General features: G+C 56.5%; 1 protein-coding gene. It reads right to left on the bottom strand.

The window, feature by feature from the left end:
• Nucleotides 1–180 (bottom strand): hypothetical protein (locus tag H6B31_RS16990; protein WP_204899553.1); only part of this gene is annotated, 180 nt, incomplete at its 3' end.
• Nucleotides 181–253: the final 73 nt, after the last annotated feature.

Below are 253 nucleotides of genomic sequence, written 5' to 3'. Positions count from 1 at the left end.
CCGCTCCGCCCTTCGGTGATTCAAATGCTCGGGATGGCAGAGCCATCCCTCCGCCGAGGTTTTGCCTCCGGCAAAACGCTCGTACGCCGCAAAAGCGGCGCGGCCCAGAAGGGCCGTTGGGCAAGATATCAAGATGGCAAATCGAAAATTTGAAATATCTGGATTGTAGTGCTTTGCCAAAAAGAAAGACACGCTTATAGCGTGTCTTTCTTTTTGGGCTTCGCGGGCCGACGGCCCGCTCCGCCCTTCGGTG

Source organism: Pseudoflavonifractor capillosus, assembly GCF_016899775.1.
Classification (GTDB): domain Bacteria; phylum Bacillota; class Clostridia; order Oscillospirales; family Oscillospiraceae; genus Lawsonibacter.
This window is presented reverse-complemented; position numbering and strand designations above follow the sequence as displayed.